Below are 21,469 nucleotides of genomic sequence, written 5' to 3'. Positions count from 1 at the left end.
GTGTCCAGTGTGCGTAGCAACCGCAATGCTGATCGCCGGCAGTGTCACCTCTACGGGCGGACTCTCGGCAATCGCAATCAAGAAGTTCGGCGTGAAGAACGCCGTGGATAACCATCCTGCTCCGACCCCATCCAAGCTGTCTGAAAGAGAGAACGGAGCGGGAGATATCGTCGCGAACACAAATCAAAGGAGAGATCAAGATGGCAACGAGCATGACTGAGAATCCGAAAGTAGTGTCGCAAGAGGAGTGGCTTGCGGCTTGCGAGAGACTTGTCGCCGAAGAGAAGCGGGTCACACACGAGCGCGACGCGTTAGCCGCCAAACGTCGGAGGATACCGTGGCTGGCGGCGGAGAAGAAGTACGAGTTCGACGGACCTAATGGGAAGGCGAGCCTGCTTGATTTGTTTGAGGGGCGTCGTCAGCTGATCGTCTATCGCGCCTTCTTCGAGCCGGGTGTGTTTGGCTGGCCGGACCATGCGTGCCGTGGCTGCTCGCTGGGTGCCGATCAGGTGTCGCATCTTTCGCATCTGAATGCGCGCGACACGACTCTGGCGTACGCTTCGCGCGCGCCGCAGCCGGATATTGAGCGCCTGAAGAAGCGGATGGGTTGGACGATGCCGTGGTACACCATTACGGATAGCTTCGACGTTGACTTTGGTGTGGACCAGTGGCACGGCCATAACGCGTTCATCCGCGACGGCGACAAGATCTTCCGCACCTACTTCATCAACAGCCGCGGGGACGAGGCGATGGGCAGCGTCTGGAATTACCTCGATATGACTGCGCTTGGACGGCAGGAGGAGTGGGAAGACTCGCCTGAGGGGTATCCGCAGAGTGCGCCGTACAAGTGGTGGAACTGGCACGATGAGTACGCCTCCAGCGGCTCGACCGATCCTAGATGGGCGAAGGTAGTCGCTGATGCTAAGGTGACGCTGAACCTGTAGGGCCAGGTGTGTGATCGCCTTTGACGATGGCCACTTCGTCGATCCGGCCAGAGCCAGCGGCCGCAGAGTTTCGCTGGCTCCTACTGTTTGGGCGGGTTGGATACAATGGACGGATGACTCCGCCCGTGGCCCAATTGAATGCAGAGCTGGTACAGATTGATCTGACGCCGCGCAAACCTGCGCCGAAGCCGGCGTGGTTGAAGGCGAAGGCTCCGATGGGGGAGACCTTTCATAGTCTGAAGAAGATGGCGCGCGAGTTGAACCTGCATACGGTGTGCGAGAGCGCACAGTGCCCGAATATTGGAGAGTGCTGGAATCAGAAGTCGGCGACGTTCATGATGCTGGGGAATCTTTGTACGCGGCGTTGCGGGTTTTGCGCGGTGCCGAAGGGGAAGCCGGAGCCGATTGACTTCGATGAGCCGCGGCGTGTGGCCTATGCGGTAGCGCAGCTTGGGTTGGCGCATGCGGTGATTACGAGCGTGAATCGCGATGACGATAATGTGGGCGCGGCGCGGGCGTTTGTGAGTGTGATCGAAGAGATTCGGATGCAGGCTCCGGCGTGCAGGGTTGAAGTGCTGACTCCGGACTTTCAGGGCAATGAAGAGGCGCTGCGGCTGGTGGTGGCGGCGCGGCCGGAGATTCTGAATCACAACATTGAGACGGTGCCGCGGCTCTATCGGGTGGCGAAGTCGGGTGGGCGGTATGAGAAGTCGCTGCGGTTCCTGCAGCATGCGAAGGAGCTTGCTGCGGAGATGTTTTCTGATCGGGATGGCGACCAGATTGTAACCAAAACAGGCATTATTGTTGGGATGGGCGAGGAGATGCACGAGCTGCTGGCAGTGTTTCGCGATCTGGCGGATCGGAAGGTGGATATTCTGACGATCGGGCAGTATCTGCGGCCGAGCCGGGATCATCTGCCGATGGCTCGATACTATACGCCAGAGGAGTTTGCATTTCTGAAGCATGAAGCTGTAGGGATGGGCTTCAAGCATGTGGAGAGCGGGCCGCTGGTGCGAAGTAGCTATCACGCGCAGGAGCAGGCGGAGTCTACGGGGCTGGTGTCAAAATCAACGCTAATCTGTACTGATCAACGATAATTTGTACCAGTACAAAATAGCGTTGCACGCGGCCAGCCAGATTGAGGGTTATGACGAACGCGTCAATCTCTTGCCATGGCATCCGCGACGTCTTGACGATGAGATTCTGTCGTCCTGGATGCTTAGTATTGCCTCCGGTAACGGGATTTCTGTCAGACGTCTTTGCGCGTGGCTTGGAAGCGACGATCGGGTTCGGGAAATAGATTCGATGAAGCCCTATAATCCGCTCGTAAACCATATTGCAGAGGCGGCTGGAGTAGAGAAGGATATTGTTATTAAAAGCCTTCCTACCGGCCTTTACGGACTGTTTGGGAAATCCATTTCCTCCACAGACTGGTCCTGGACATCAAATACGCAATGGCGCCTACTAGGAGGTACGCCACCAAACAATTTGGGCAACCAGTATTGTCCCATCTGTCTTCGGAAGTTCGGGCACTATCAGCTTTCATGGACTATCGCCGTCTATAGTTGTTGTCTGCAGCACAAGTGCTTCCTTCGAGATCACTGTCCTCATTGTGGAAAGAGATTTCTAGGTGCAGCCCGGTTTTTCGACTCGTGCATTGCTAAGCCAAAGAGAGATCTTCAACTCTGCGCATATTGCGGCAGATCAGTCGTGAATCATGAGCGATACGAGTTAGCAGATGAGAAAACTTTGAAACTCACCTACATGCTGGACTCGTTGGTAAGGAAACCAGCCTGTGTTGACTACTTTAAAGTATTGGCCAGACTTCTCCATGTTATGTGCCGTCCTTCCGCCTTAGCGAAGCACATGAGATCACAAATGCTGCCTAGTTCACATCAGATCACATCTAGATATTGGAGTGGCACACCGCCTGAATTCGAATATCTCGACGTGAAATCTAGAGCTTTTATGCTCCAGGCGGTAGTGAGTCTCTTCGCTGACTGGCCAGATTATTTAGTCGATGTCCTGAGATCGACGAATGACCTCCATCATTTACACCACTTGTTTAAGAACAAATCCCTACCAAACTGGTACGAGAGTGCGGTGAGAATCGCAGCAACAAGGAACCGTTGTCCTAAGCCTTCCGACAGGGAGCAGTTTCTCCATGCCGCGATACAGCAGGGTTGGGTGACAGCTGTTCAGTTCGCGAAAAAACTCGTGATTCTGGGCGTTTTCTTCATTTAGAGTCTGCGTAACGTCTATGTCCGGGAATCACAACTCTGGCAGTTGAACTCGCGATCAGGATGTCCTTAATCAGCTAGAGTCTTCTGTAGCTAGCGAAGCCCGAGGCCGAGAAGTCACCTGGCCCGAGAACATCTTCGGACCCTAACGCATCCTCGGTCACGACGATACAATCGGCTTCTTGTGCCCCGAAGAAGCGGATGGGCGAGCCGCTATCGAAACGCTAGAATTCCTGCTGGAAACGCAGTACTGCTAAAAGCTCTCCATCCAGCCCGAGCTACTGAGCACTGGCGTCCCAAGATTGGGCATACCTGCAATCAAAATGGCGGACGGTCCTGACCGGACCATGGGCCACAGGCTTCTCTACCAAGAAGACCTCCACCACGAGATACCGGGCCTCCTCAGACTTTAGGTTCGGTTTCGATTGAACTGCCGGGCGAAGGAAACAAATCGTTGAGGCGGGTTATCCAAATCCTTGAGCAAAGCGCTATATCTTACAGCTTGGGACTCCCAAGCCAACGTCAACCGCTTCCGCAAGTCCGACATAATCCACATCGCCATTGCGACAACGTGATGACGTTCGACGATAGTGCGGGTTTCAAATGGTGACCGCCCATTAGCGAGATGCATGTCGGGACAATTGAGTCGTTCGCGAATGAACTCCTTAAACCGCGGCGCCGTTCGCTCGGACAGGATCAACTTGCATTGCTGATGAAGTATTGCGTGGAAAGAGAAGCCAAATTGTGGCCTTTCACGGTGATTGGATTCGAGGCTTTTCAGGAACTTAACTGTTTCCTGGAATGATTTCTGGTCGTAGATTGGAATGGCGAGAGGCAATGCCGCACGAAGATCATCGCCGCATGAGTGGCAGATGCTCATTGGCCCGGCTAACAGCAGCATTGGCCTCCCCAGGTCTCGGCGGTGGAATGCTACTGGGACCCCGCACCGCCAGCACCGATCTCGGAGGAGAATACTGTGTTTGGGACAAAATGTGCAGTAAGCCACTCTCCATCGCCGGCGAAAATATGGCTCATCATCTTCGAGCAGACATTGCGAACAGTACTGCAGACCAAATCCGAGGTATTTACGATGGAACATCTGTAGCGGCAATATCCAGCGAAGTTGACCAGAGATATTTCTCGTTCGATAAAGTTTCCCCTATAGCCGTCCAACGTTGTAGCTGCAACACTCAGCCTCGGCAGGCCGGTATGACGAACGAGATTGGCGCGTAACCATCGTGGCGCCAGCCTATCGACATCGCGATTCCAGATTTGGTGGTCGGTTCCAAACACGCAATCAGAGAAGGCTTGGAGCTTCTGGCCGTTGCCGCGAGCCAGATCTTGCAACCAGGATGACAACAACTCATCCTTACGTGGTTGAGGATGAACCGGCCAGCGTCTAACGCAAGCCACGTGCCTCTCCTCTTCTCTGAGAAGGAGGCTTCTAGTTGAGCTCTTCTAGAAGCTTGCGATCAATCCGCTCCCTTTTCGTCTCGATTGCCTTGATAGCAGCGTGCATAAGAAGCTCAGCGATCTCTCCTATTGATGGGCCCCGGTAATTTTGAGCCAGGAGAAATGTTAGTCTTCGACCAAATCTAACCCTATGGCTGAGGAGGATTTGGATGAGGAAGAGACGGTTCACGGTAGAGCAGATGATTGGTGTGCTGAAGCAGGCGCAAGTAGGCGTTCCTGTCGCGGAGGTGATCCGCAAGGCGGGGATTAGCGAGCAGACGTACTACCGGTGGAAGGCGAAGTACGCTGGCCTAGAGGTGGACGAAGTTCGCAAGATGGCTCAGTTACAAGAAGAGAACCTGCGTTTGAAGCAGCTTGTTGCAGAGCTAACGCTGGACAAGACGATGCTGCAGGATGTGCTCTCAAAAAATGGTGAAGCCTTCGCGGCGTGGGCCGATGGTGGAGCGGCTGGTTGGAAGCTACCTGGTAAGCGAACGGCATGCCTGTCGTGTTCTACGCGTCCCTCGAGCGACCTACCGCTACCGAAGCTGTCTCGATCCACGGACTGAACTGCGGATGAGGATCCGCGAGATCGCTCAGGCAAGAGTGCGTTATGGATACCGCAAGATCCGCGTGCTGTTGAACCGCGAAGGCTGGGATGTGGGCAAGTACTTGGTGTACCGGCTGTACAAGGAAGAAGGACTGACGCTGAAGAGGATGAAGCCTGCCGGGAAGCGGAAGGCATCTCGAACTCGTGAGGATCGGATCAAGCCTACGGCTCCGAACGAAGCCTGGAGTATGGACTTCGTGATGGATCAGCTGCAGGATGGAACGCGGTTCCGCGCCTTGACGATCGTGGATGTGCATACGAGAGAAGCTGTAGCGATTCAAGTAGGACAGAGCCTGAAAGGAGACGATGTTGTGCGGACACTGAACCAGTTGAAGCTAGACCGTGGCGTGCCGAAGGTGCTGTTCTGTGACAACGGCAGCGAGTTCACCAGTCAGGCGATGGATCTATGGGCTTATCGCAACAGCGCTAAGATCGACTTCTCCAGACCAGGCAAGCCAACAGACAACGCCTTCGTTGAAAGCTTCAACGGAACCCTGCGAAGTGAATGTCTGAATATCCACTGGTTCCTCGATTTGAAGGAGGCAAGACACCTGATCGAAGCATGGCGGCAGGAATATAATGAGAGTCGTCCTCACGCAGCTCTCGATGACAGGACGCCGAGCGAGTTCGCCAGCCAGATCGCGGCTAGCCGCGATCTGGCTGGAACCTAAACAGGTCGAAGACTAACTCTGACCTTGGTACAGGAAAATTAGGCCCTTCATGGTGGAGCGGCTGGTTGGAAGCTACCTGGTAAGCGAACGGCATGCCTGTCGTGTTCTACGCGTCCCTCGAGCGACCTACCGCTACCGAAGCTGTCTCGATCCACGGACTGAACTGCGGATGAGGATCCGCGAGATCGCTCAGGCAAGAGTGCGTTATGGATACCGCAAGATCCGCGTGCTGTTGAACCGCGAAGGCTGGGATGTGGGCAAGTACTTGGTGTACCGGCTGTACAAGGAAGAAGGACTGACGCTGAAGAGGATGAAGCCTGCCGGGAAGCGGAAGGCATCTCGAACTCGTGAGGATCGGATCAAGCCTACGGCTCCGAACGAAGCCTGGAGTATGGACTTCGTGATGGATCAGCTGCAGGATGGAACGCGGTTCCGCGCCTTGACGATCGTGGATGTGCATACGAGAGAAGCTGTAGCGATTCAAGTAGGACAGAGCCTGAAAGGAGACGATGTTGTGCGGACACTGAACCAGTTGAAGCTAGACCGTGGCGTGCCGAAGGTGCTGTTCTGTGACAACGGCAGCGAGTTCACCAGTCAGGCGATGGATCTATGGGCTTATCGCAACAGCGCTAAGATCGACTTCTCCAGACCAGGCAAGCCAACAGACAACGCCTTCGTTGAAAGCTTCAACGGAACCCTGCGAAGTGAATGTCTGAATATCCACTGGTTCCTCGATTTGAAGGAGGCAAGACACCTGATCGAAGCATGGCGGCAGGAATATAATGAGAGTCGTCCTCACGCAGCTCTCGATGACAGGACGCCGAGCGAGTTCGCCAGCCAGATCGCGGCTAGCCGCGATCTGGCTGGAACCTAAACAGGTCGAAGACTAACTCTGACCTTGGTACAGGAAAATTAGGCCCTTCAATGAACGCGCTACACTAACTCCTCACTGGCACAAAAGATCGGGCAAACCAAGCCTGCTCCTCGATTTCACGCATCCGAAAATAACGCTGTTTGACGTAATCCTCATCGACCTGCGAATCTGGTTTACCTTCTGCTCTCGCTGCGTTTCGAATTTCTTTGAGATCCCAGATGCTCATGTCTGGGAATGTTGAGTCTCGCGTAGGAATCTCAAAATATTCTTTCAAGTCAGGGTCATAAAAATATATTGAGCTGAGGTGGTGATAGAACCTTTTGAACCTGAAGAGCCGTTTCAGTTTGGGCTTGTCAGGGTCGGGAGCATTGATCCAACGCCGTAGTACATCGTGGTAATAAAAGATTTTGTCGATCTCGACGCCATAGCGTTGTACCGTACGTTCCTCTAATGGCATGAAGTCCAACTGCAAACGGGTGCAATCTTTTAGGTCTACGATCCGAGGCTGTAGGCCTACAGGAGCGTGCTTATCTGTACCCTCAAAGACCCCAATCTTGTAACGTTGAAGAGGCGACATTCCAAGTTGAGAGTGTTCTTCAGCGTGATACGCGGCGATCCGCTCTACGAGCCACTGATTAAATTCAGTTTGCGTAAAGATTGCTTTGGCTTCAGAAGCATATGAGCCGCGCTCTTTCGGGTTTGAAAACGTGGTGCCGGGAAGAGAGTGGATAGCCTGGGCAAGCGTGCCACACCAGCGTTCGATGTGGCCTCCGAATCTAGGATTCTTAACTGGACGCCAGATCAGGTGTATGCCGTGATCGTCGCATGCAACCTTCAACATATTCATACGAAATGCATTGTCGCCGTGCAGAGTGGTCATCTTCCCCCAGACAGGCCACTCAGCGTGAGAGCCAAGCTTGGAAAGCCAATCTTCTTTTGGAAGAATCGAGTGAGCAATGCATAGCCCGGTTGACATCGCACCCGGAGGATCAGGGGAACTATAGAAACCCGTTACCATTCGGCTACAAACATCGAAGGCCAGAGAGAGCCACGACTTCTTAGTTGGTTTCCGGTATTTCTCATCCACCAACATAATATCGAGCAACATATGATCGATTTGGACCACATCTAATGGGCAATCGGCGCCAGGAAAGCTGCCGAGTATTGGATCGAGGAAGTGCTCCGCTGCGCGAGCACCATGCAAGCGTGAGTATGTTTGCCTCCTCGGAATCGCCTGAAGGCGATCTCTGACCGTGTTTAAACTCGGAATTTTCATAAGCTTCAAATTCGCGTTCGCTGAAATGCCAACATCGCAGCACGCCTGATCAGTAGTTATGGCTTCCTGCGCATTCGCGGCGTCTATCTTGTCTTTTATTTTTTCGTAAATACGACAAAGCCGCTTATCTTCTGATTTGAGCTGTTTAAGTGTGGTGGAAATAATACTTTCGACACGCTCGTCAATGGCCTTCTGTCCTGTATCTGATCTTTGCTTTCGACCAAAGTGAAGAAAGGCTCTCCTCCCTCTCATAGGCGGCGATCCAATCGTAAAGAGCGCCGGGCGAATAATTGAATTCGGCCGCTCTCGCCTCCACGTCGGCTCGCTTCCGGTCCCGCATATGGAGTAGTGGTCGGATTACTTCTAATTTAAATTCAGCACTCTCTCGCCATCTGCTAGTAAGGTCAAATCACCTCCGCGACAGGAACGCCTACTTGCGCCTGCTTCAGCACACCAATCATCTGCTCTACCGTGAACCGTCTCTTCCTCATCCAAATCCTCCTCAGCCATAGGGTTAGATTTGGTCGAAGACTAACATTTCTCTGGCTCAAAATTACCGGGGCCCATCAGTATGCCAAGCGGGCCAAGAGCCACGCGGTCGAAGTCGCAGGCGCCAGCCACTCAGTTTACGTCTCGCATCCAAAGGAAGTTGCAGAGCTAATTGAGAGTGCAGCACGTGCGGTCTCGAAGTAGCTCGGACTCCGTAAGGAGTCGCCACACCCGGAGAACCAAGTGAAAATTCTCGAAATTCAATCGTCACCAAGAGGCGAATCTTCCGACTCGAGCACGCTCATCAAATCGTTCATCGAGGCGTGCAAGTCCTACAACAACTCAATCGTTGTGGATACGTTGAACGTCTGGCATGAATCGCTACCGGAGTTCGACTACGAGGCAATTGGAGCGAAGTACAAAGCAGTAAAGCACGAAACGATGACTGAAGCGGAGTCCAACATATGGGACCGTATTCAATCGTTGATCCACCGCTTTCAGAACGCCGATCGAATCGTTTTAGGAACTCCAATGTGGAACTTTGGACTGCCTTACAAGCTCAAACACTTGATTGATCTCGTAGCGCAGCGAAACTATCTGTTTGCCTACGACGGTAAACAGTACAGCCCTCTCTTGAACGTGGAAAAGGCAATCGTTGTCTATACACGCGGCTCGCGTTTCCTCGAGGGTACTCCTATACCGCCCTCGCGATTCGATCACCAAGCAACCTATTTGGACTTTTGGTTGCAGCTTGTCGGTGTTCGAGATCTTCGGAGTGTGATTGTTGACAACGCGTGGAATCGAGATCGTCAGGAATCAGAAGTGAGCTTGGCGAAGGGGAAAGCGACTCTGGAACAACTGGTTGAGTGGTTTCTTAATTAACAGAACAGGCAGCAACGTGCGTTGACCCTGAGTTTGAGGATCGGAGGAGCGTTTGCTGCAGATCCGTAAAGATCGTCTCATGCACTTGCGGGAGGATGACGGGCATCTATGTAAGTCAGTGTCAAGGGGAGCGCATAGATAGCTGTCCAGTTCCCAGCGTGTCGATCCGATCTTGCTTTCCCGATGGATCTGACCGCTCGCATCCTTCACGCAATAGCTGATCGTCTTCTTGTGAATGTCCAGTCCGATGTAATAGATAGGAGCCTCCGAGGTCCTTCTCTCAATCAGCCTCATCGCTGAGTCCGGCATTTGCAACACTCGTGCTCTTGACACTGACTTACATTCAAACAAACCGGAAGTGATCCCGTAGCGCCCGCAAAGTCGGGTTTGCGGCAAGTTCGATTCGCTGACGGCGGAGGTTGTCGCTAACGCTGTTTCGGGAAGTTCGATTTTCGGACCTTTCGGTACGAGCTTTGACATCCTCTCTCCTAGTCGTTTCTCACTGACTCAGTGACAAATTGAACATGGGTCGACCTTGACATACCGACCTCCTTACCCCCTGATAACGCCCGCCACGTAGAACAATCAGGCGAAATGACTTAAAGCTAAACCGAATTTCATCGAAAACCGCTCAGGGCGTAGACTGGTGATGTCGCTTTCAATATCGAAAATCCTGGCCAAACATCGCTCGAATGGTTTTCTGGCGAGGGCGACGAAGATTTGGCTCGGTAGTTCGAACTGTCGTCTTGGGTCGGATGGCCTCAAAAGGAACAGCACCTGCAGTTCACCCGCGAATTCAGCAGAAGAGAAGCCTGAGACGCCGTTAAAGAATCGGAGAATTACCATGCGCTCAGAACTGATCTTTCGTGCCAAGGAAACCGTTACTAATAAATACAAACTTTGTCAGACTGCCTCGAAGGCGACCCGGCGGCTTCACATCTCCTCGACAAATACGACGGATACCATCAACAGTGCTTTTGCTCGCATCGCTGATGACTTGAATGAACCTAATCCTGACTCTTCCCGAACGAATACTACCTCTTTCTGGTGGGAAATGCGCTAACGGCCATGAAGCTTGCATGCTGGCGAAGCGACCATCAAAGGTTCGTCAGCGATCAATTTTTCGGTTGGTTCGCAGTTGTTGCGCGTGGCGGTCCCTTCGAACCAGCCTGCGTCCAGTCGATCGCGGTTGCAGCGTTATCGCATCCGAGCAGGCGTGCGCAGGGGAGCACAGCCGCGGACTAGTCAATCTGCTCGTCGAGTAACTATGGCGAGCGAGGCACGCTGCAGTTTACGAAGTCCCGCACCAAGGTTCAGGGATTCTTTCAAAACGGCAGATCGAAGAACTATTTCGCGGCGGCAATCTGTTTGATTCGGGCGCGGAGTTGGTCTAGGTCCTGTGGTGAGAAGTAGTGTCCATCGGCTATGACTCCTGCGATCTTGCGGGTGTTGCCGATGTTGTCCAGCGGGTTGGCTCTGAGAAGAACGAGATCGGCAATCCTGCCTCTCTGGATAGTGCCGAAGTCGTTGAGCCTGTTGTAGAACCTTGCCGGATTGAGGGTGGCGGTCTGGAGGGCTTCAAGTGGGGTGAAGCCTGCCGCTACAAAGCGCTGCAGTTCAAGATGGAGACTGATGCCCGGAATGACATCGACTCCCGCAGGTGTATCGGTGCCGGCTAGAAATGGCACATTCGCAGCGTGCAACTTTCTAACGATGTCGAGTTCGTGATCGACGAACTTCTCACGAACAGCAAGAGGGTCGGTGTCGAGGGATTTGAGGATGCCCTTCTGAGCTGCGGGCCACTGCTTGGTCACCCAGATGTGACCAGCGTATGCGAGGTCCGGGTCCCTGGTGTAGTCGATGGCGTCGACGAGCCACTGGCCACGCTCCCAGAAAAGGGTGGGGCACTGCCAGACATGGTTCTTCGCTAGAAGCTGAATGATGCCGGCCTCGCGGGCTGGATCGTAGCTCTGGAGGAACATTCCGGGGGTCTTCGTGCCGGTGAGGTATTTGTCCTCATCGAGGGAACTGGCCTCGAAGATACCGATGAGATGCTCGAACGTTCGCTGGCCGACGGATACGGCCTCGGAGGCGCGAATCGAGTCAGGGACGTGACCCTCGAATTCGATACCTAGCTTTTTCGACTCTTCGGCGATGGCGAAGTAGGCTTCACGAGGGACACCGGACTGGACCTTGATGAAGTCGACCCCTCGGCTCTTGAGCATGTCCACAGCGTTGCGTCCGTCCTCAGGTGTGGCAATGGGAACGGCGGCTTTGTAGTGGGACTTGGGACCGTCGAGCATGGGACCCGAGACAACCATGCGCGGTCCGAAGACGCGGTGCGCGGCTACGTCATCGCGGGCCTGGAGGACGGAGTCAAGGGCGCTGCCCATATCGCGGATGCCGGTGACACCGTTGGCGAGGAAAAGCGGAAGGATGAGGTCCGTGCCGTCAGCGGCAGTGCCATCGAAGTAGACGTGGGTGTGCATATCCCAGAGGCCAGGAATGAGGTACTGGCCCTTGGCATCGACGATCTGGCCTGCTTTGGGATTGGCTTTGGTGGAATGAGCGATGCTGGAGATGCGATTGCGGTTGATGACCACGGTGGTGTCGGGCTGACTTTTGCCGTTGGTGACATCGATGAGCGTTGCGTGGGTGATGGTGAGGGTTTGCGCCTTTGCGCAGGGCACCAGAAGCGGCAAGAAGAGAAGGAACTTTTGGAGGATCGACACAGAGTTATGGTAATGCTCGGACGATATTTCGCCGCGTTGAAACGTGCGTTGCCTTCTAGCACTCTTCGCATGCCTCGGGCGCGTGGTTGCAATGATTTCTCGCTAGGTACGGTTAAGAGCTTGCTCCCCGATGACGGGCAAACGGAAGTAATCGCGTCATGCCCATAAAGTCAAAGTCACCATCTCGCAAGCTCAATCCGTTGTTGCCTACACCCCGTTTTGCGGGATGTTCTACTCAGCTCTTCGTTACACTGCTCTTTATGCCCCGCCCGATCCTCCTCTCTGCGTTCGTTCTAGCGACCACATCCCTTGCCAACGCCCAATGGGAAATCCAGTCGGCCCCCACCACCGCCAGTCTGCGCGGCATTCATGCCCTCGGCAACGGAATCGCGTGGTCCTCAGGCTCTTCCGGCACCGTCCTCCGCACCACTGACGACGGTGCCCACTGGCAGCTCTGTGCGACATCACCCGACGCCGAAAAACTAGACTTCCGCGGCATCCAGGCCTTCGACGAAAACACCGCCATCGTCATGTCCTCCGGCAAAGGCGACCTATCCCGCCTCTACAAAACCATCGACGGCTGCCAGACCTGGAAGCTCCTCTTCACCAACCCCGACAAAGAAGGCTTCTGGGACGCCATCAAATTCGTAGACCGCACGCGAGGTTATCTGTTGGGCGATCCCGTTAAAGATAGGTTTCGCGTATGGCGAACAATGGACAGCGGTGAAACATGGCAAGACCAACAAGATTCGCTCCTCACAACATTTCGAGCTAATCCGCTCACGCAAGGTGCATTTGCCGCCAGCAACTCGGCTCTATGGGTCACAAATCTTGATCAAACTTACCTTGCTTTCGGAACCGGCGGCACGGCCGGTGCGATGGTTTATTCGATAGCCAGATTTGCTCTCGCTACAGGCGGTGCCGGAGGAGGATCGCGGTGGGAAACCTCCATGGGCGATAAGACTCAAAGTTCCGGAATTTTTTCAATTTATTTTCGTTATGACGCTGGGTCATTTCCCACGGGAGTTGCAGTAGGCGGCGACTATACAAAACCTGATGATTCTACGAATACGGCTGCCCAAACCCGCACTGGCGCAATAAATTGGCAACCCGCCCAAACCCCACCCCACGGCTACCGCTCCTCCGTAGCCTACGACCCCACCCAAAAACTCTGGATCACCGTAGGCCCCAACGGCACCGACATCTCCCGCGACGACGGCAAGAACTGGACAGCCCTCAAACCCACTGCTAAAGACCAACCCGACGCCGACAAGAACTGGAACGCCCTCTCCCTCCCCTTGGTCGTCGGACCCCACGGTCGTATCGGCAGACTCAATGCCAAGACACTAGCTCCATAACTTTGATCGAACTGCCTGTAAAATCCGGCGGTGGGAGTCAGACGCTGGAGAGTAAGGTGCGGTTTGCCGACCAACCACCCAGAACCCTGTCAATAAGCGCATTGGCCTGATAGCGTCAGCCGAGGATCATGGGCAAGGAAGCCGACTCGTGAGGACTGATGGCGGAAATTAGGCCGTAATATCTATCTGTTTTGTGATCGGGATAAATTTGCGGCTTCATTCGCCGCAGATACTTCCACGACTGCGGTTGGCAGAGTGAAATGAAACGTTGCGCCTCGTCCGTCGTTGGATGTGGCCCACAAACGGCCGCCTTGCGATTCCACGATTGAACGACTGATCGCCAGCCCCATGCCGCTGCCTTGAGGTTTAGTGGTGAAGAAGGCATTGAAGATCTCGTCCGCACCTCCGGCCGGCAATCCTACTCCGGTGTCGCTGACTGAGATCAGCACGTGGCCGCCCTTGCCTCGTCCCGTCTTGACCGTGAGCGCTCCGCCCGTCTCCTTCATCGCCTCGATACCATTGAGCATGAGGTTCATCAGTACCTGCTGCAGTTGCACCCGGTCCGCCGTGATTTTGGGAAGATCGGCGGCCAGGTCCGTACGAATCGAAACGGCATACTCGTTGGCTTCGCCCCGCAGCAGCAGGACCATTTCGCCGATGACTTCATTAATCGCGATCAACTCCCGTTTGGGAGGGGCCTTCTTGTACAACGATCGCAGGCGGTTGATGATTTCCGACGCAAGGGCTCCGGCTTCGATGATTCTTTCCGTTCCTTTGCGAGCTTCAGTCACTTCGGGCGGGTCGCGCTGAAGCCATCGCAGAGATGCCTTGGCATGAGCGGTTGTGATCTGTAATGGCTGTGCGAGTTCATGAGAGATGGAGGCGACCAGTTCTCCCATCGTGCTGACCCGATTGGTGTGTGCAAGTTCTGCCTGTAGCTCTTCCGCACGCTTGCGATCTGTCGCCGCACCGTACCATTTCACGACCTTTCCTCGCTTGTCCCGCAGCGGCACGGCGCGACTCAAAAACCACCGATACTCCCCGTCGGTGCGGCGGATGCGCATCTCCTCCTCGAACGGCTCACCACTGGCAAAGCTCGCTTCCATTCGTCGATGAATTCGATCCAGATCGTCGGGATGAATAGCAACTTTCCTGACTTCCTCCGCTTCCAACTGCGACAGGCCGGTATACTCAACCCAGCGTCGATTCAAAAATTGAAGGGCCCCGCGGGGTCCAGCGATCCACGACATCGCCGGAATGGTCTCAACGGCTTCGCGAAGTTTTCTTTCCTCCCGCCGCAATTGTCGCACTCGGAGTTGATGCAGCCCCCAAAGGAATGCCAGAACCGCAGCCACGTACAACAAGTGGCACCAAGTAGTCTGGTAGAAAGCCGGCAGTATTGTGAAAGCCATGTTTGCGGGTGCACCCGACCAGGCGCCGTTCGTATCGGACGCCTCAACGCTGAAGTGATAGGAACCGGGAGGTAGGTTGCGATAGGTAACGGGAGTGGCAGCCGCCGCTTCGTGCCAGTCCTTGTCTGTTTCCTGCAGCTTGTAGCGGAACCGAACGGCCTCGGGATCGGAGAGGCTCACTGCGGTGTAACTGATCTGCACGCTCGACGTGTGGGCTGGTAAAGAGAGACGAGAGTCGGTCGCGTAGCCTTTGTCGTCGGCAGAGACCGACTGGATGGTGATCGGAGGCGGCATTGTCCGTCTTTCAGAGCGACCTGCTGGATCAAGCCACACCACTCCGTTGCGCAATGTGAACCACAGTCGCCCATCGGTGCCCTCGATGGCGGTCGGAAACGGACGCGTCTGGTTGGCAACACCTGAAAGTCCCTCGCGTATGCCGAAGTGCTCGCCCTTGACCCGATACGCAGAGTCTTTCAAAGCTTCGGAGATCTCCGCCTTACGGATATGGAAGATCCCTGAAACCGCGTTGAGCCATAAATCTCCCCCGGATGTTTCCACGATTCCAGAGATTCCGCGCAGCCATTTGTCATCCACAGCGGCGATCTTGTGGAAGCGTCCCTGGTCAAACTGCTCCAGCCCAAATTCACCCCCGATCCAAATCTCCGATCCCCCTCCATAGATCGCCGTAATATTGCCCACCTGAAGATCATCGCTCGGACCGAATCGACGGACCCGGTCGCCATCCAAGACCGCCAGCTGGCTCTTCGCATAACCGAACCACACCCGACCAAGGCTATCGGTGAACGCAGTCATCAGGTAGGTCCCTGTCTTTGGGAGGTCGTCGCGGCCGCCGTAAGGTGTCCAACTGCCATTGGCAAACCGGTATAAACCGTGGCGGCCGAAGGAGACCCATACTCCTCCTTGTTGATCCTCAGTAATAGTCTGCAGGAATCCAAATTGGCTCATCATTTCCGGGGAAGGTCTACGCGAACGAAATCGTCTCCGACAAGATGCCAAAGACAATGTTCCCCAGAGAACCAGAACGTCTTGTCAGGTGCGCGGTAGGCGAAGAACGATGTCACCTGCGGAAGACGACGCTCGGCTTTGCCGCCCAGGACATGATAAAGGTTCGCTTTAAGATAATCGCTGCCGAAACTGATCCATACCGCCCCATTGTCATCAGCAACCACGGCGAAATCCGCACTCTCCGACGTTTCTTTCGGGAATTCCTGTCTGATCAACGGGGTGTAGAAGAATCGATGAATACCCCTGGTGTCTCCAAACCAGATATTTCCTTCACGATCCACCAACTGTGCCATCTGAAAAGGGTTTATGTTGTAGGTTTCAGAAATAGCTGGGGACGCTTTGTTCTCGACATCACGTAGACTGTCTTTTGGAAGGCGCATCAAGCCGGGCTTATCCGCGGGTGAGATCCACACCCCGTCGTTTCGATCAACCATTTGCATGCTTCGGGTGGTGACCGGGTAAGCAGGTAGCCTCTCATCAGCACCTTTGCCGGAGTCGGACACATGTGGGGCTACAGGCGAGGTCAGGACTGTTCGATCCGGCTCCCAGGTGAACCCGTCGACTGATAAATTGCTGCCAGCTGTTTTGAAGTGTCTGGTCCCCGACCTCAGATAGATGAGGTCTTTCGTGGTGTCAAGACCGCCCACTAAAGCCCAAAGTATCCCCTCTGAATCAAATCCAACCTGCGTAACGCGGCCAGCCGGAGCGTTCCACTCAACCCCGATATGCTGCCACCCCGAATGATCGAATCTCCATAGACCACTGGATGTGCCTGCCCATACAATTCCATCCCGATCCTGGGCAAAACCGTACACACTTCCTGTCTCGCTCGCATAATTGGTCACTCGCCCCTTGTCCAGCAAACTGTAGCCTCCCGACGTGTAGCCGATCCAGAGGCCACCAGACGGGGGCGCGAACAAGGAGTACAGGTTGGTTGAGAGGAGCTGATCGCCAAACGGCGAGCTGAATGGTTCGAATCGCGTTCCATCAAAGCGAAATAATCCATTTTGGCCGCCCAGCCATAGGAAACCATCATTGGTCTGGGCTAAACACGCGACGTCTGCGGGCGCTCCCTCTTTGAAGGTCCAGAAGTCGTGACCCACCTGCACTTTCCCCGATGCCGGCGTTTGCCCGAACGACGACGGACACCGAAAACAGGTAACGATCATTAAGACAACAAGCCAGCATAACTGCGAGGCTGTGACACGGATTGAGTGTGCTGAGCTGTCGCAACCTCCGACGGGAACAAAGGACCGCGCTGGTTGGTGTGTTTTCCTCACAGTAACCCACATTTTAGTCGTAACCCACTACAGGGAACACGAGCCTTCGGGAGCAAATACCTTGACGAATTAGCCCTGAGGGGACGTCCAGTCTTTACCGATGTATCTTCACGCCGACTTTGGGTTAGCGAGAACAGGGCTTAGCACTGATTGAGTTTGTCTACTTGGTCAGATCAGGGTTAGTACCGAAAAACGCCGATGTCGCCGGGAATGCTGGTGGATTCACGCATAATCCTAGTTCTGGGCGAGTGACGGGCAAACCGGAAACTACCCCGTTGTGCCTGTGAAGTCGGGTTTCTATGAGCAGGTCACTGGCGTCAAGTGTTTTTTGTTTTTCCCTTCATAGCGTCTTTGCCTTTGTTGATGTTTGTTGTGGTTGTTCCGCGTTGTTATTCTCCGCCGTGTTTCTATTCGCACTTTGAGTGAGCCGTTCGTGGCTCTGTGTCGGGTTGGGGTCAGAAGGAGAAGTCGATGCTGCCAGTTTTCGGCCGGCCTTGTGAAGGCCCAACCCGACACGCAGTCATCGGGACGCGGGGTTTAGCAACAGGGCACATAATTCGGATACTCAGGCAGCTACTGCATGAGAACGGGATGTACGGCTCTTGCGTGACCCAGATGCGATGAAGCAGTACTGCGAGCTTGCGAGCGACGGCGACGATGGCTCGATTCCGAGACTGCTTGCTTCCACGCGATGCCAGATGCAGGCCCCACTGCCGCAGGGTTGAGTCCCGTCCATGCGGCCCGAGCACATGGTTGGCGCACTCGACTAGCAGAGACCTGAGGTAGATATTGCCAGCCTTGGTGATGCCGAGTTGCGGGTCGTGGTCCCCGGACTGCCGGCGTCTCGGCCGCAGGCCGAGATAACAGCCCACATCGCGACTTCGCTCGAAGCGTTCCTTGCTGCCCAGCGTCAGAACGTACGTCAGTGCTGTGAGCTGGCCGACGCCATAGACTTTGATCAGCGCCTGCGTCTCCGGGTACTCCGTCTCCGTCAGCTGCTGGATCAGACGGTCATAGTGCTTGATCTTTACCGTCATGGTGGCGATCTGTTCGAGCACTGGGCCGAGTGCCAGAGCCAGACCTGGCGGCAGCACGGCCATGCACCGCTTGGCGAAGCACAAGGTGGAAGAGGCTGGTAGGCGATAGCCGCACGGCTTAGCCAACCCGCGCACCGAGTTCACCGCCGCCGTCCGCAGCCGAACGATCAGGTTGCCGGCACGGATCAAGGTCAGTGCTTCCTGCTGAGCGACCGTACGATGCGCAATCGGACGCAGGATCTTCGGATCGAGCCGCGCGTATCGAGCCAGCTTCTCCGCATCCACCTGATCGCTCTTCCGATCGCTGTGCGAGATCGCACGCAGTTCGCGCACGTTCGCAACGATCACTTCGTGACCCAGTTCCTGAAGCTGTTCGCTGATCCAGATCGAATGCGTACCAGCTTCCATCGCGATCCGCACCGGAGGCAGATCGGTAAACCACTTCTCGACTCCCGATGGGCTGGTACGAAATCGGCCCCGGCCCACAACTTCTCCATCTTCGTTGAGCGTGCAGTAATGGCTCCAGACATCCCCAAGGTCGATTCAATCTGGTCCTCGGCAGCCATGATTCGGCAATGGAAACTTATATCCGAAGGCTCCGTTTTGACGGAGCAAGGTATCAACGAGCCGGGTGCGCCACGATCGAATGGGATGATGAAAGCGGCAATAGACTTGATCCTCCTCGGATAACTTCAGGCCGGTGTCCCTAGTCCCCCATCACTGGATGCCCACGACAACTCCGGTTGTCGGGGGTCGTTACCGATAACCATGTTTCACGTGAAAACCTGTTCTAGACTTCTGAGATGGCTGGATTTGCCGTTGTAATGACGATCCTCAGTTGGGGATTGATCGGGATCGTCGGTGCTGGCGTATTGTCCCTGATCCTTTTCTCCTTGGCGCGAAGAAGGCTTCGTGAAGAAGATCGAGCGGACCGTAGTTTTGTCGTCAAGAATGCCGTCGCACCGTTCTTAGGTCTTGCTTGGCTTGTGGTCGCGCTTCTGATCCACGTCCAGATTTCAAACGGGCTGGCTCATCAAGATTGCGGATTGAGCGGGGACCCCTACGTGACACTTCCAAACGGATACGAGGTAGGCAGCCACAATACATACGACGGCTACGTGAGGGCCCTGGGGCACGCACAGACGTGCCGGTCGCGGGACCGGGTTATGTGCGTGCCATCATCAGTCTCCATTTAGCCAATGACGTATTTTCCGGTACACAGTTCGACTTCAAAACTTCCAGTGTTCGCCGCTTCACATTCGATACCCACAATCAGATGTTTCAGGCGGCTCCGGTCGGCCCGACTTCATGGGAGGCCGCTAACGATCAGGCCCAGTTGGGCGAGGATTCGTACTGGAAGGTCTATGCGCAATACAGACATCACTGGCCGAACTACGTCCTGCTGGTTTTTATCTTGGGAGGCGAAGGTGCAATCTGCTTCTGGATTCGCGGGTCGTGGCGAACAGCTAGGCACATCAACCCAGAGCCCAGTTCCGCTTCTCTGATTCCTTGAAAGTCAGGCGGGCTCAACCGGTCGATGCAACACTGGCTTGCAGTTTACTCGCCGGAGTTTCAAAGCCCAAAGTTTGTCGCGGGCGTTGATTGAGGCGCAGAGCTACCTTGTTGAGATCGGCTTGAGAGTGGACGGACAAGTCGGTCTTCTTGGGGAAGTACTGTCTTAATAGGCCGTTGGTATTTTCATTGGTGCCGCGCTGCCAAGGGCTCTGCGGATCACAGAAGTAGACCTTTACATTGGTGTCTACCGTGAAGCTCTTGTGTTTGGCCATCTCGTGCCCCCGGTCCCAGGTCAAGGAGCGCCGCAGGGTGGAGGGCAGTTTGAGCACGTGCTTGCTCAGCGCGGCGACGACCGTCGCGGTGTCTTTGCTGGGCACTTTGACCAGCATGGTGAAACGCGAATGCCGTTCCACCAGGGTTGCGATATGACTGTTTTTGCTGCCTGCGAGCAGATCGCCCTCCCAATGACCGGGAATAGCGCGGTCTTCAACCTCGGCAGGTCTTTCGCTAATAGAGATGGCATCGACGATCTGACCTCGATACTGTCCCGCAGCCCGCGAGTGCCGTGAGCGACGTATAAGCCGCTTGGACCTGAGGTGCTCAACCAGCTCTTTTTCAGCACTCCGCGGGCCTGGATGAATAAGCTGCGGTAGATGGTTTCGTGGGACACACGCATGCTCTCGTTGCTGGAATAGTGGACCTTCAGCCATTTCGAAATCTGTTCCGGCGACCAGTCCAGGATCAGTTTACTGGCCACGATCGTCCGCAATGTCTCTTCGATGGCAAGAAGGCACACCTTGGGTCGCAGAGCCGACTCCCAGGCCTGACGGTCGGCTTCGCTGGCTCGATAGAGTGGCCGGCCACCGTGACGCGACACCTCCCGGCTCACTGTCGACACAGCCCGTTGCAACCCGTTGGCTATCTCCCGAATCGACGAACCGGAAGCAATCCCTCGTGAGATGTCTTCCCGCTCGGCCAGCGTCAGCGTTCGCGGTGAACGCCGACGAGCAGCAGGAACTATACCTCCGCGCTGCGTCAACAGGAACCGAATAGAACCATGCCCCTTACCGAAGGCGCGCCCAATGTCATGCAATGACTCGCCCGACTTCCAACGGCGCCACATGTCGATCCGCTGCTCAGTGGAAAGCCTGTTCCGTTTTCCTTGTGCCATAAACACCACCTTTAGAAAATGAATTCATATCAAATGGTGTTGCACCGACCGGTTGAGACCGCCCAGGTTATCGGCAAGTTCGCTTCGAAGTTGCCGATATGCGCCCAAGCTAGGTCTGCATACCGTTCCGTCATCTTGATGTTGGAATGCCCGAGAAGCTTGGATAGCTCGCAGAGATCATCGCCGGACATCATGTACCAGGACGCGAAAGTGTGACGCAGGTCGTGAAAACGGAAATCTCGAATCTCCGCTCGTTCGAGCAGATCATGGGAACTTTTATCCGTACGCTGACGCCCACTTGTTGCTCTCGGCTCCGGAGGCAAATCGGCCCAGCCGGATACTTCTTCATCTCCTCAGCAAGAATGTCTCTCCACCTAAGACGAAAGATCTCCCCGAGCCTCGTACCGGTTCCAACTGCAATCAGCAAATTTGTCGCGAATTCGAAGGAGAACAGGTTGCACATTTGAGCGAGATCACCCGATATTGCGTTTGTTAAATTC

Annotated in this window: 17 protein-coding genes and 4 pseudogenes; 9 read left to right on the top strand and 12 right to left on the bottom strand. The window is 55.0% G+C overall.

Going from position 1 to position 21,469, the window contains the following annotated elements:
• The first annotated feature begins 25 nt into the window (after nt 1-25).
• The 4 genes from RBB80_RS04720 to RBB80_RS04705 all read left to right on the top strand — a co-directional run bounded on the left by RBB80_RS04720 (nt 26) and on the right by RBB80_RS04705 (nt 3,188).
• Nucleotides 26-220: a hypothetical protein gene (locus RBB80_RS04720; RefSeq protein WP_433967128.1), complete on the top strand. Its 195-nt coding sequence runs from the start codon at nt 26-28 to the stop codon at nt 218-220.
• Complete coding sequence (locus RBB80_RS04715; protein WP_433967127.1) at nt 201-944, top strand: DUF899 domain-containing protein; 744 nt, start codon at nt 201-203, stop codon at nt 942-944. Before RBB80_RS04720 ends, RBB80_RS04715 begins: the two co-directional genes overlap by 20 nt.
• 113 nt (nt 945-1,057) lie before the next feature.
• On the top strand, nt 1,058-2,041 hold the full coding sequence (lipA, locus tag RBB80_RS04710; protein ID WP_433969498.1) for a lipoyl synthase: 984 nt from the start codon (nt 1,058-1,060) through the stop codon (nt 2,039-2,041).
• A 1-nt stretch (nt 2,042) separates the two neighbouring features.
• Nucleotides 2,043-3,188, top strand: coding sequence for a TniQ family protein (locus RBB80_RS04705; RefSeq protein WP_433967126.1), 1,146 nt, complete (start codon nt 2,043-2,045; stop codon nt 3,186-3,188).
• A 405-nt stretch (nt 3,189-3,593) separates the two neighbouring features.
• On the opposite strand, the gene RBB80_RS04700 is transcribed toward RBB80_RS04705, so the two are convergent.
• From RBB80_RS04700 to RBB80_RS04690, 3 genes and pseudogenes are all read right to left on the bottom strand, one after another.
• The gene (locus tag RBB80_RS04700; protein ID WP_433970139.1) at nt 3,594-4,085 is read right to left on the bottom strand and encodes a hypothetical protein; all 492 of its coding nucleotides are present in this window, start codon (nt 4,083-4,085) and stop codon (nt 3,594-3,596) included.
• Nucleotides 4,086-4,208: 123 nt separating this feature from the next.
• Nucleotides 4,209-4,283: pseudogene (locus RBB80_RS04695) on the bottom strand (hypothetical protein); the annotation flags it as partial.
• A gap of 56 nt (nt 4,284-4,339) precedes the next feature.
• A pseudogene (locus tag RBB80_RS04690) lies at nt 4,340-4,597 on the bottom strand (TniQ family protein); the annotation flags it as partial.
• Nucleotides 4,598-4,806: 209 nt separating this feature from the next.
• On the opposite strand from RBB80_RS04690, the gene RBB80_RS04685 reads away from it, so the two are divergent.
• Nucleotides 4,807-5,917, top strand: a protein-coding gene (locus tag RBB80_RS04685; protein ID WP_433963841.1) for an IS3 family transposase whose coding sequence is annotated in 2 segments (ribosomal slippage) — nt 4,807-5,060 and nt 5,059-5,917 — 1,113 coding nt in all. Because the reading frame shifts where the segments join, the coding sequence is not laid out codon by codon here.
• Between the two features lie 40 nt (nt 5,918-5,957).
• A pseudogene (locus RBB80_RS04680) lies at nt 5,958-6,791 on the top strand (IS3 family transposase); the annotation flags it as partial.
• A gap of 64 nt (nt 6,792-6,855) precedes the next feature.
• On the opposite strand, the gene RBB80_RS04675 reads toward RBB80_RS04680, so the two are convergent.
• Nucleotides 6,856-8,319 carry a Mu transposase C-terminal domain-containing protein gene (locus RBB80_RS04675; RefSeq protein ID WP_433967125.1) on the bottom strand — a complete coding sequence of 488 codons (1,464 nt, stop codon included), beginning with the start codon at nt 8,317-8,319 and terminating at the stop codon, nt 6,856-6,858.
• A gap of 480 nt (nt 8,320-8,799) precedes the next feature.
• Between RBB80_RS04675 and RBB80_RS04670 the strand changes: the two genes are divergently transcribed.
• Nucleotides 8,800-9,438 (top strand): FMN-dependent NADH-azoreductase, encoded by a 639-nt coding sequence (locus RBB80_RS04670; RefSeq protein ID WP_433967124.1) that lies wholly within the window; start codon nt 8,800-8,802, stop codon nt 9,436-9,438.
• Nucleotides 9,439-10,023: 585 nt separating this feature from the next.
• Here the strand turns inward: RBB80_RS04670 and RBB80_RS04665 are convergent.
• Entirely contained in the window at nt 10,024-10,311 is a 288-nt protein-coding gene (locus tag RBB80_RS04665) for a hypothetical protein (protein ID WP_433967123.1), read from the bottom strand.
• 473 nt (nt 10,312-10,784) lie between these two features.
• Complete coding sequence (locus tag RBB80_RS04660) at nt 10,785-12,170, bottom strand: amidohydrolase family protein (RefSeq protein WP_433967122.1); 1,386 nt, start codon at nt 12,168-12,170, stop codon at nt 10,785-10,787.
• Between the two features lie 158 nt (nt 12,171-12,328).
• Here RBB80_RS04660 and RBB80_RS04655 point away from each other — a divergent pair, with 158 nt between their 5' ends.
• Nucleotides 12,329-13,528 (top strand): WD40/YVTN/BNR-like repeat-containing protein, encoded by a 1,200-nt coding sequence (locus RBB80_RS04655; protein ID WP_433967121.1) that lies wholly within the window; start codon nt 12,329-12,331, stop codon nt 13,526-13,528.
• Between the two features lie 182 nt (nt 13,529-13,710).
• Here RBB80_RS04655 and RBB80_RS04650 read toward each other — a convergent pair whose 3' ends face one another.
• The 3 genes from RBB80_RS04650 to RBB80_RS04640 form a co-directional block, all read right to left on the bottom strand.
• Nucleotides 13,711-15,909 carry an ATP-binding protein gene (locus tag RBB80_RS04650; RefSeq protein ID WP_433967120.1) on the bottom strand — a complete coding sequence of 733 codons (2,199 nt, stop codon included), beginning with the start codon at nt 15,907-15,909 and terminating at the stop codon, nt 13,711-13,713.
• On the bottom strand, nt 15,906-16,829 hold the full coding sequence (locus tag RBB80_RS04645) for a two-component regulator propeller domain-containing protein (RefSeq protein WP_433967119.1): 924 nt from the start codon (nt 16,827-16,829) through the stop codon (nt 15,906-15,908). The genes RBB80_RS04650 and RBB80_RS04645 overlap by 4 nt, the downstream gene beginning before the upstream one ends.
• 872 nt (nt 16,830-17,701) lie before the next feature.
• Nucleotides 17,702-18,826, bottom strand: coding sequence for an IS110 family transposase (locus RBB80_RS04640; protein WP_433969496.1), 1,125 nt, complete (start codon nt 18,824-18,826; stop codon nt 17,702-17,704).
• Between the two features lie 601 nt (nt 18,827-19,427).
• Here RBB80_RS04640 and RBB80_RS04635 point away from each other — a divergent pair.
• On the top strand, nt 19,428-19,796 hold the full coding sequence (locus RBB80_RS04635; protein ID WP_433967118.1) for a hypothetical protein: 369 nt from the start codon (nt 19,428-19,430) through the stop codon (nt 19,794-19,796).
• A gap of 13 nt (nt 19,797-19,809) precedes the next feature.
• Here the strand turns inward: RBB80_RS04635 and RBB80_RS04630 are convergent, their stop codons facing one another.
• The 3 genes and pseudogenes from RBB80_RS04630 to RBB80_RS04620 all read right to left on the bottom strand — a co-directional run bounded on the left by RBB80_RS04630 (nt 19,810) and on the right by RBB80_RS04620 (nt 21,292).
• Entirely contained in the window at nt 19,810-20,508 is a 699-nt protein-coding gene (locus RBB80_RS04630) for an IS30 family transposase (protein WP_433967117.1), read from the bottom strand.
• Between the two features lie 215 nt (nt 20,509-20,723).
• Nucleotides 20,724-20,921, bottom strand: a pseudogene (locus tag RBB80_RS04625) (IS30 family transposase); the annotation flags it as partial.
• 77 nt (nt 20,922-20,998) lie between these two features.
• The gene (locus RBB80_RS04620) at nt 20,999-21,292 is read right to left on the bottom strand and encodes a tyrosine-type recombinase/integrase (protein WP_433967116.1); all 294 of its coding nucleotides are present in this window, start codon (nt 21,290-21,292) and stop codon (nt 20,999-21,001) included.
• Between the last annotated feature and the right edge of the window lie 177 nt (nt 21,293-21,469).

Origin of the sequence: Tunturiibacter gelidiferens (assembly GCF_051013345.1) — a bacterium.
Lineage (GTDB): Bacteria > Acidobacteriota > Terriglobia > Terriglobales > Acidobacteriaceae > Edaphobacter > Edaphobacter gelidiferens_A.
This window is presented reverse-complemented; position numbering and strand designations above follow the sequence as displayed.

Coding starts and splice junctions, on each gene's coding strand:
- RBB80_RS04720 (WP_433967128.1), top strand. CDS start 26: ATGCTGATCGCCGGCAGTGTCACCTCTACGGGCGGACTCTCGGCAATC.
- RBB80_RS04715 (WP_433967127.1), top strand. CDS start 201: ATGGCAACGAGCATGACTGAGAATCCGAAAGTAGTGTCGCAAGAGGAG.
- lipA (WP_433969498.1), top strand. CDS start 1,058: ATGACTCCGCCCGTGGCCCAATTGAATGCAGAGCTGGTACAGATTGAT.
- RBB80_RS04700 (WP_433970139.1), bottom strand. CDS start 4,085: ATGCTGCTGTTAGCCGGGCCAATGAGCATCTGCCACTCATGCGGCGAT.
- RBB80_RS04675 (WP_433967125.1), bottom strand. CDS start 8,319: ATGAGAGGGAGGAGAGCCTTTCTTCACTTTGGTCGAAAGCAAAGATCA.
- RBB80_RS04655 (WP_433967121.1), top strand. CDS start 12,329: ATGCCCATAAAGTCAAAGTCACCATCTCGCAAGCTCAATCCGTTGTTG.
- RBB80_RS04650 (WP_433967120.1), bottom strand. CDS start 15,909: ATGATGAGCCAATTTGGATTCCTGCAGACTATTACTGAGGATCAACAA.
- RBB80_RS04630 (WP_433967117.1), bottom strand. CDS start 20,508: ATGGCTGAAGGTCCACTATTCCAGCAACGAGAGCATGCGTGTGTCCCA.